The organism is Bacillus sp. 7884-1, from assembly GCF_002272245.1.
In the GTDB taxonomy this organism is placed as follows: domain Bacteria; phylum Bacillota; class Bacilli; order Bacillales; family Cytobacillaceae; genus Neobacillus.
Genome location: NZ_NPDD01000131.1, coordinates 19,613 through 28,548, shown reverse-complemented (window position 1 = coordinate 28,548; position 8,936 = coordinate 19,613). Strand labels below are relative to the sequence as shown.

10 protein-coding genes and 1 other annotated feature (1 of these 11 cut by a window edge) are annotated in these 8,936 nt (G+C 39.0%); all 10 genes read right to left on the bottom strand.

Going from position 1 to position 8,936, the window contains the following annotated elements; all coding sequences use genetic code 11:
- Positions 1-80: 80 nt before the first annotated feature.
- Positions 81-320 (bottom strand): hypothetical protein, encoded by a 240-nt coding sequence (locus CHI06_RS16025; RefSeq protein ID WP_095249630.1) that lies wholly within the window; start codon positions 318-320, stop codon positions 81-83.
- A gap of 134 nt (positions 321-454) precedes the next feature.
- Entirely contained in the window at positions 455-1,534 is a 1,080-nt protein-coding gene (gene mnmH / locus CHI06_RS16020; RefSeq protein ID WP_095249629.1) for a tRNA 2-selenouridine(34) synthase MnmH, read from the bottom strand.
- Positions 1,535-1,751: 217 nt separating this feature from the next.
- Positions 1,752-2,144 (bottom strand): hypothetical protein, encoded by a 393-nt coding sequence (locus CHI06_RS16015; protein WP_095249628.1) that lies wholly within the window; start codon positions 2,142-2,144, stop codon positions 1,752-1,754.
- A gap of 128 nt (positions 2,145-2,272) precedes the next feature.
- Positions 2,273-3,058 carry a tryptophan synthase subunit alpha gene (trpA, locus tag CHI06_RS16010; RefSeq protein ID WP_095249627.1) on the bottom strand — a complete coding sequence of 262 codons (786 nt, stop codon included), beginning with the start codon at positions 3,056-3,058 and terminating at the stop codon, positions 2,273-2,275.
- A complete protein-coding gene (gene trpB / locus CHI06_RS16005) occupies positions 3,058-4,260 on the bottom strand; it encodes a tryptophan synthase subunit beta (protein WP_095249626.1) in 1,203 nt (400 codons plus the stop codon). The genes trpA and trpB overlap by 1 nt, the downstream gene beginning before the upstream one ends.
- On the bottom strand, positions 4,235-4,882 hold the full coding sequence (locus tag CHI06_RS16000; protein WP_095249625.1) for a phosphoribosylanthranilate isomerase: 648 nt from the start codon (positions 4,880-4,882) through the stop codon (positions 4,235-4,237). Before CHI06_RS16000 ends, trpB begins: the two co-directional genes overlap by 26 nt.
- A complete protein-coding gene (trpC, locus tag CHI06_RS15995) occupies positions 4,879-5,667 on the bottom strand; it encodes an indole-3-glycerol phosphate synthase TrpC (RefSeq protein ID WP_095249624.1) in 789 nt (262 codons plus the stop codon). Before trpC ends, CHI06_RS16000 begins: the two co-directional genes overlap by 4 nt.
- Before the next feature lies 1 nt (position 5,668).
- Positions 5,669-6,694, bottom strand: coding sequence for an anthranilate phosphoribosyltransferase (gene trpD, locus CHI06_RS15990; RefSeq protein WP_095249623.1), 1,026 nt, complete (start codon positions 6,692-6,694; stop codon positions 5,669-5,671).
- Positions 6,666-7,277 carry an anthranilate synthase component II gene (locus tag CHI06_RS15985; RefSeq protein ID WP_095249622.1) on the bottom strand — a complete coding sequence of 204 codons (612 nt, stop codon included), beginning with the start codon at positions 7,275-7,277 and terminating at the stop codon, positions 6,666-6,668. The genes trpD and CHI06_RS15985 overlap by 29 nt, the downstream gene beginning before the upstream one ends.
- Positions 7,274-8,656 carry an anthranilate synthase component I gene (gene trpE / locus CHI06_RS15980; RefSeq protein ID WP_095249621.1) on the bottom strand — a complete coding sequence of 461 codons (1,383 nt, stop codon included), beginning with the start codon at positions 8,654-8,656 and terminating at the stop codon, positions 7,274-7,276. Before trpE ends, CHI06_RS15985 begins: the two co-directional genes overlap by 4 nt.
- 70 nt (positions 8,657-8,726) lie before the next feature.
- Positions 8,727-8,936, bottom strand: a binding site (T-box leader); it runs 40 nt beyond the window's last position.

Here is an 8,936-nt window from a genome sequence, read left to right as displayed (position 1 = left end):
CACAAATCAACAGCTTCCTTTAACACAGCCTTACTATAAAAAATAAAAGACCGGAGTGTCCGGCCTTAGAGCTTTTGAAGTTATAAGAAACCCTTTGTTAGGTCAATCAGTTTTGTTGGGAATAGAGGTTTTTTTCTTTTTTCGCTTATGGACGAGTTGACTATTTCTTTTACCTCGCTAGGTAATTCCCTATGTCCACAATTTATGCAGGTTTTAATAGCAGCACTTCCACTGAACACATTAATTCCATCTTCTACTGTAAAAGCGACATGATCCTGACAATCCACTAAGCGGTGGTGGTAAATTTTTGATTCCCTCATCGTTAAGCTTCCTTTCTATTATTGATTATACTTTTATTATAATCTGAAATAGCAGGAAATAGTTGTGGAATAATTTAGAATTTTCATTCATTCGTTACAATTCCGTGACTATATTAATCTTTTTCCCATTCAGTTTAAACTTGACCTTCAAAGACCTCTTTCTTTTTCACGAAAAGTTTATCAATTTCTTCCATTACCTTCATACTTGCATGGTTAGCATCGTCCGCATAGACATCAATAAACTTCCCATCATATTCAAGAGTGGCATGATCATAGCGGGGATCATAATAATGTTCTAGTAAAATACCAATCATCGTTTGATAATCCTTATTTTCTAAAGTTTGAAGCAGTGCCTTTTTCATATCATGGTCTTTAATTCTTCTCAAGATTTTTTCAATCCCAATTGAAATTTGGTCTTGATACCATGGTTCATTTTGATATGGCAAAACATATTCATTAACAAGCTGAATAACCCTTTGCTCTAAAGAGGTGTGGATATAAATATTAATCCCCTTCATTTTCTTATCCATAAGCTCTCCAGGCTGAACAGCTTTCCCAATCCGTTTGCTTTCAGCTTCCATCACAAAATAAGCAGAACCTTGTATTTCTTTTAGTCCTTTGTATAAAAGGGAATCGAATATCTTTTGATTATGCCCTTCTCCTAGCCCAATTGTGCCAAAAATAGACCCTCGATGGGCAGCCATTTCTTCAAGATCAAGAATTGGGTACCCAAGAGACTTCAATTTCTTCAGAACTTCTGTCTTACCAACTCCAGTTAGTCCATGTAATACAACTGCCTTTTCTGGAAACATCCCCGGAATTTGCTTAAGAATGTATTGTCTGTACGCTTTATAGCCGCCTGTTAAACGCATTGCATATATCCCTGCAAATTCTAAAAAGGTTACGACCGCCTTGCTTCTCATTCCCCCGCGCCAGCAATGAATGACTAATTCGTCCCCATTTTGCATAGCTTCTTGAATTTGCTTTAGAAGCGCAGGGATTTTAGGTGAAACAAATTCCATCGCTTTCCATTTAGCTGCAGCTTGTCCTTCATGTTTATAAATGGTTCCAATTTCCTCACGCTCTTTGTCCGTAAATAAAGGAATGTTTATTGCTTCCGGAATTGAACCATCCTTAAACTCAATTGGTGAACGAATATCAATGATGATGGGATTCTTTAACGTTTGTAATTCCTCAACAGTAATTTCCTTCATTTTATATTAACTCCTCTTTTTTACTATCTAATTTTAATAATAACTGGCTTAAAACAAACAAAACTTCCAAGACTGGAAGTTTCAAATAACAAATTAAAGGGAAATCCCTAATAAATGGTTAAATTACAAAGAAGTTCAGTAAAAGTATAGACTAATTATATAAGAGATATACGGAGGTATCAAGAAGACATTCCTGCCAATTTGATAGGTAGAGGTTTTACCTGAAGGGTATTCCTGTTAATTTTTCAACTGCATGACAAAATCGTTTCCAGTCTGGTGGGAAACATTCAATTCCTTCACTCTCATAAACTTTGTGTTTTGTATTTACCCTAATCGACCAATATTTCCCATCAAGAATGATTCCTTCTTCGTTTCGATATGATGGTTCCCATTCCCAAATTTTCATTGAATAAATTTCACTTTTAAAATCCATTATGTTTCCAATTGATTTATTCTCAAGATTGGTAAATGGGAGGATATTGTCTTTGTTTCTCCATTCAAAGACAGTAAATGAATTCCGAAAAAAATCAACATGAACTTTGTAGGAGCTGCCTGAAAAACCATCAATACCTGCAATTAATGAGTTGATTGTTTCCTTCACCTTCATCATACAACCTCATCCTAACTTAACCAAACTTAATCTTCTAACAAAATTATAGTAAATATTCTATAGTGTTGCTGTAACAAATGACACTAGCACAAAAAAATCCACTCATAATGAGTAGATTTTTTTTCTTCCTACCTAATGTTTTTTTCTGGTTTAAGAACAGACATAAAGCTTTCCAACCCATTGATGTCGTTTTTATTGAGTAAATCGACAATCTTACTGCCGACAATCACTCCGTCACAATGAGGGGTTAACTCCTTAATTTGATCTTCGGTTGATATTCCAAACCCAGCCACAACTGGAATCGGACTTATTTCCTTCACTCTCTTTAAAAATTCCACCACTTCTTGATTGAATTCATTTCTCGTACCGGTTATACCTTTTACCGTTACTGTGTATAAAAAGCCATTACCTCGACTCGATATTTCCTTAATTCGCTCACTTGGGGAGGTCAGCGTAACAAGCCGGATTAGTTCAATCCCGACATTTTCGAGCTCCTCAGCAAGCAACTCTTCTTCTTCAATCGGAAGATCAGGAATAATACATCCGTCTACTCCGGCATTCGCAATATCTTGTGCGAATGTAGAAATCCCATATGAATAGATAGGATTTAGATAAGTCATAAGCACGATAGGGATAGAAACTACTTCCCTGGCTTTTGTAAGTTCAGCAATAATCCCCCTTAATGTTGTTCCATTTTGAAGTGCCCTAATACCTGCTTGTTGTATGGTCGGACCATCTGCTACAGGATCGGAAAAAGGAACTCCCACTTCAATGAGTGTTGCGCCAAATCTCTCCAAAGTACTGAGCCGTTCAGCTAGAATATTTAGTCCGCCATCTCCAGCCATAATATAGGGAATAAAAGCTTTTTCATTTTGTTCATATAAAGTCTTAAATGATTGTTCAATTCTATTCATTATGCTCTCTCCCTTTCTAACCTTTCTTTTACAGCCATTACGTCTTTATCTCCACGTCCTGACAAACAAACAACTATATGCTCTGTTTCCTTCATTTGAGCAGCAAGTTTAACAGCAAAACTTACGGCATGTGCACTTTCAAGAGCTGGAATAATACCTTCTAGTTTCGATAAAAGCTGAAAGGCATCCAATGCTTCTTTATCCGTTATCGACCGATAATTCGCTCTTCCACTGTCTTTTAAGTAACTATGTTCTGGTCCTACACCAGGATAATCAAGTCCAGCTGAAATCGAATGTGCTTCGATTATCTGACCATCTTCATCCTGCAATAAGTACATGAGTGCACCATGGAGAACTCCTGGTTTTCCTTTTGTGAGTGAAGCTGCATGAAAATCGGTGTCAGTTCCCTGTCCGGCTGCTTCTACGCCATAAAGACTTACTTCTTTATCTTCAATAAAGGGATGGAACATTCCAGCGGCATTGCTGCCACCGCCGATACAGGCGACAACCGCTTCAGGAAGCTTTCCTTCCTGTTCAAAAAACTGTATTTTCGTCTCTTTGCCAATCACACTTTGAAAATCTCTTACCATTACCGGAAAGGGATGTGGTCCCATAACAGAACCTAATAGATAGTGTGTATCCTCCACATGTTCAACCCAGTAGCGTAAAGCTTCATTTACGGCATCCTTTAAGGTTGAACTGCCAGAAGTAACGCTTACAACTTTTGCTCCAAGCAGCTCCATTCGAAATACATTTAATGCCTGTCGTTTGATGTCTTCTTCTCCCATAAAAATAATGCAATCAAGATTTAATAAAGCGCACACTGTTGCGGTTGCAACTCCATGCTGCCCTGCACCGGTTTCGGCAACGATTTTTCTTTTTCCCATCCTAACCGCTAACAGAGCCTGACCGATAGCATTATTGATTTTGTGGGCACCTGTATGGTTCAGGTCTTCCCTTTTAAGATAAATTTGAGCTCCGCCAGCGTATTTTGTAAGATTCTTTGCAAAATAAAGCGGTGTCTCTCTCCCCACATATTCCGATAAATATCCATCAATTTCTGCTTGGAAACTTGGGTCCTCTTTTGCGATTTTATAAGCTTCATCCAGCTCAAGAACAGCTTTCATAAGTGTTTCTGGTACAAACCTTCCGCCATAAATACCAAATTGCCCTTTTTCATTCGGCAGTGTATATGAATTCATTCCGCGTTCCTCCCGTTTGGCTCCCTTTAGCCTTAATTATGAATGATTGGATTTTGTTTAGATCCTTTTTTCCTTCAGTCTCAACACCGCTGCTTACATCGACCATGTACGGTTTAATCAGATTAATTGCCTCTTCCACATTTTTATCATGCAATCCACCAGCAAGAATCACTTTTTTATCCTTAAGATCCTCTGCAGAAATGCTGTTCCAGTCAAAGGATAAGCCGTTTCCTCCTCTGTATTTCCCTTTTGGTCCGTCAATCAAAACGTATTCACATTTATAATTTTCTATTGTCTTTAAGCTCTGTTCGTCATGAATACTTATTGCTTTTATAACCGGGTACGAAAGGGATTCACTAAACACTGTAGTTTCATCACCGTGTAACTGAACGTGAGTGAGACCCACACTTGAAGCAATTTCTTCTATCCTCTCTTTCGACTCATTGACAAACACCCCAACCCTTATTACCTCTTTCGGTAAGTGGGCAATAATCTCCTTTGCCTTTACTTCTGTAATCTTACGTTTGCTTTCTGCAAAAACAAATCCGAGGGCATCAGCACCATAGTCAACAGCTGCAATTGCAGTCGTAAGGTCCGTAATACCACAAATTTTCACCTTCATTGTTGTAATCCCCCTGCAAGTGGCAGCCTAAAGTCCTTGAAGGATTGTAATAGGTCAGGGCTCTTCATGAATGCTTCTCCAACTAAAATTCCATTTGCCCCTGCGTTACGTACACGCTCCACATCTTCCTTCTGATGTATCCCACTTTCACTAATAAGAAAGGCACCTGCATCCTTGATGGATTTTGCCAAGGATTCCGTTGTCTCAAGTGAGACAGTAAAAGTCTTTAAATCTCGATTGTTCACACCGATTAATTGAGCTCCTATTTGAAGGGCATTTTCTAACTCAACTTGATCATGAACCTCCACTAACACCTCTAAATTCAAACCTTGTGCATATTGATACAACTTAATGAGGGACTCTTGGTCCAATGCGGCCACAATCAGAAGGATTATGTCTGCACCATTTTCAGCGGCCATGTCAATTTGACTGGAATCAATAATAAAATCCTTGCAAAGGATAGGCAAATCCACTGCCTCTCTTACCGCTCTTAAATCTGAAAAGGAGCCTTTAAAAAAAGTTGAATCGGTTAGAACAGAAATAGCTGATGCTCCTGCCTGCTCATATCTTACTGCCTGCTCAGCCGGATCAGCCCCACTGTTAATGATTCCTTTCGATGGAGACGCTCGTTTAAATTCTGAAATAATAGCAATTTCATCTGCTGCCGTTAATTTATGGATAAAGGATCTTCTAGGCTTCGCTTCCACTTTTATGAAATTTCCTTCGCGAAGTTTTTGAACCTCTTTTCGTTTTTCTTCAATAATTCGATCTAGTATCGTTTCCACTCTATATCGCCTCTCTTTGACCTTTTCTCGTCATTTCGATTAAACCTTGTAATTTTTCATAGGCAGCCCCTGAGTCAATGACATCCCTTGCGATGCTAATTCCATCAGCAATGTTTTCTGCCCTTCCGCTTGCATAAATTCCTATTCCTGCATTTAATAGCACGGTATCTCGGCAGGCACCCTTTTCGCCAGAAAGAACATTCTTAAGAATGAGCGCATTTTCTTTAGAATCTCCGCCCTTAATGGCACTGTTATCATACTGTGGAAGCCCCACTTCACCTGGTACAAAGCTTTGCTTGGAAATCACTCCATCTTCTAAAAGTGTCAGATGGTTCTCCCCCTGAAGTGAAGCCTCATCCATAAAGCCTGCCCCATTGATAACAACTGCCCGCTTACGCCCCAGATTTTGCAGTACTTCCGCAAATACAGGGAGTAAGTCCCTGCGATAGACACCGAGTAATTGATAGTCCAAATCAATAGGATTTGTAAGTGGTCCGATAAAATTGAAGATGGTTGGGATTTTCAATTGTCTTCTAACGGTCATTACCTTCTTAAGTTTGGGATGAACATGTGGTGCGAATAAGAAGGCAATACCAAGTTCATCGAGAATCTCTTCTGTTCGTTCTACTGATAAATTTAAATTAATTCCTAAATACTCAAGCACATCCGCACTTCCTGTTTTGCTCGATATACTCCGGTTTCCGTGTTTGGCAACAGGGATTCCTGCACCTGCAATAACAAATGCCGAAGTGGTACTTATATTAAAACTTGAAGAACCATCTCCGCCAGTGCCACAATTATCGAGAACATTTGGAAATTTCTTGCGGAACGGAAGAGTATTCTCCTTTAGACCTTTGACAATGCCAGTAATTTCTTCGACTGTTTCACCTTTTGACTTTAAACCCATTAAAAAGGCTGCAATTTCACTTTCAGAAACTTCTTCACCTAATAATAGATCCATCGCTTCCTTCATTTGAGGCTCTGAAAAGGATCCACCGTCAGCTAATTGGAGTAGAAAGTTCTTCATTTTTCATCTTCCCTTCTATCTGAGTTAAAAAGTTTTTGAGCAATTGCTTTCCTGTTGGTGTGCCAATCGATTCTGGATGAAACTGTAAACCAAATACTGGATAATACCGATGTTTTATAGCCATTACTTCTTGGTCATCCATAGATTGAGCGACACATTCCAAATCGGAAGAAAGAGTATCCTTATCGATAACCAAGGAATGATAGCGCATTACCTCTAATGGCGAAGGTAAATAGGAAAAAATTCCGAAGCCATTATGCGTGATTTGTGATGTTTTTCCGTGTTTAATAACGTTTGCTCTTCTAATTTCACTGCCAAAAGCAGCACCGATTGCCTGATGTCCTAAACAAATCCCTAGGATAGGAAATTCTTGATATAAATTTTGAATAGCCTCAATGCAAATTCCTGCATCTTCTGGTTTCCCAGGTCCTGGGGACAGGATGATTGCCTTCGGATTCATTTCCCTTATTTGCTCAATAGTAAGTTGATTATTTCTCATAACCGAAACGGTTTCTCCTAATTCACCTAAATACTGATAAAGGTTGAACGTAAAGGAGTCAAAATTATCAATTAGTAAAATCATTGTTCTCCCTCCAAAAAGGCTTTTAGTTTATTGATGGTTTCTTCATATTCTGACTCCGGATTGGAGTCATGGACAATCCCTGCACCTGCCTGTATATAAGCGGTCCCTTCTTTCAAAATCATCGTACGAATGGCTAAGGCAAAATCAATATTTCCATTGGCGGATAAATAACCTATAGCACCGGAATAAAGCCCGCGTTTTGATTTCTCTAATTTATTTATAATCTCCATCGCTCTTATTTTCGGTGCCCCTGAGACGGTGCCTGCTGGAAGACATGCAGCAAGTGCGTCAAGATTGCTATGCTCTTTTGTTAACGTTCCGCTAACTTCTGAAACAAGATGAATGACATGGCGGAACCTTTCAACCTGCATATACTTATCCACCGTTACTGACCCATATTCACAAACCCTGCCTAAGTCATTCCTCCCAAGGTCAACAAGCATCTTATGCTCTGCCAATTCTTTTTCATCGCTCTTTAACTCTTTTTCAATCAGATGGTCTTCCTCGGCTGTTTTTCCTCTTCTTTTTGTACCAGCGATTGGATTAGCGTACACCTGTGAACCTCTTGTCTTTATAAGGCTTTCAGGGGAAGAACCGATTACGGTATAAGCTTCGAAATCAATATAAAACATATAAGGTGTCGGGTTATGGGCACGGTGTTTGCGATAAAGTGATAACGGTGAGCCTTGGAACAATGACTTCATTCGTCTTGAGAGTACCACCTGAAAAATATCACCTGCTTTTATATGCTCTTTGGCTATTTCTACATTTTCAATAAATTCTTCTTTTGAGGTTTCCGACTGAAAGCCGGTAAATTGAAAAGGTTTGTCATCATGATATTGGGCAGGCTGCTTTAGTTCTCCCATTCTTTGTTCCAGCCTTTTTTCAAGTAAATCTCTATCGCCATCTTCAGTAAGCGACAGTCCGCAAATCGTTATTTTTTCTTCAAGATGATCAAAAACAATGACTTCTTCATAAAACATTAAATGGACGTCAGGCATTTGCAATCCATTTGGATACTCTTCACCAATAACTTCGAATTGACGGATGATATCATAGCCGACATACCCCATTGCCCCGCCAATAAACGGAAAAGGCGCTTCATCAATTTGCGGCAGCAATGTCTTAATCATTTCAAGTGGATTACCTTGTATAACCTTCCTATCGCCATTTCGATAATGAATTTCATTTTTGTCACCAGTGGAGATGAGTTCAAAAGCCGGGTCAGACCCAATGAAAGAGTAGCGTCCTGAGTCATGGTATTTATGTGAACTTTCTAATAAGAATTTCTTGTTTCCACTAATTTTCTGCAAAATGGAGATAGGAGTGAATGTATCTCCTTTTAATTCCTTAAAGAAAAAAGCGTTTTTCGTTTTCATGTGATCTGCATCCCTTCGTAAAAAAATAAAAAATCGTCCTCTATATGCATAATCAATAAAACTTATGCATATAGAGGACGATTCTAAAGTCGTGGTGCCACCTCATTTTGAAGCTGTTACTTACAGCTTCCTCTTTCAGATACAGAACCCTTAAGTCCGATACCCTATCCTTTTAACGGCGGAACTCCGTGCTGCCCTACTATGGTTCAGGCAGCCTCTCACAAGTCCATTCCACTAACCCATTCTTATCGGGCTCTCACCATTCCCGACTCTCTGATAA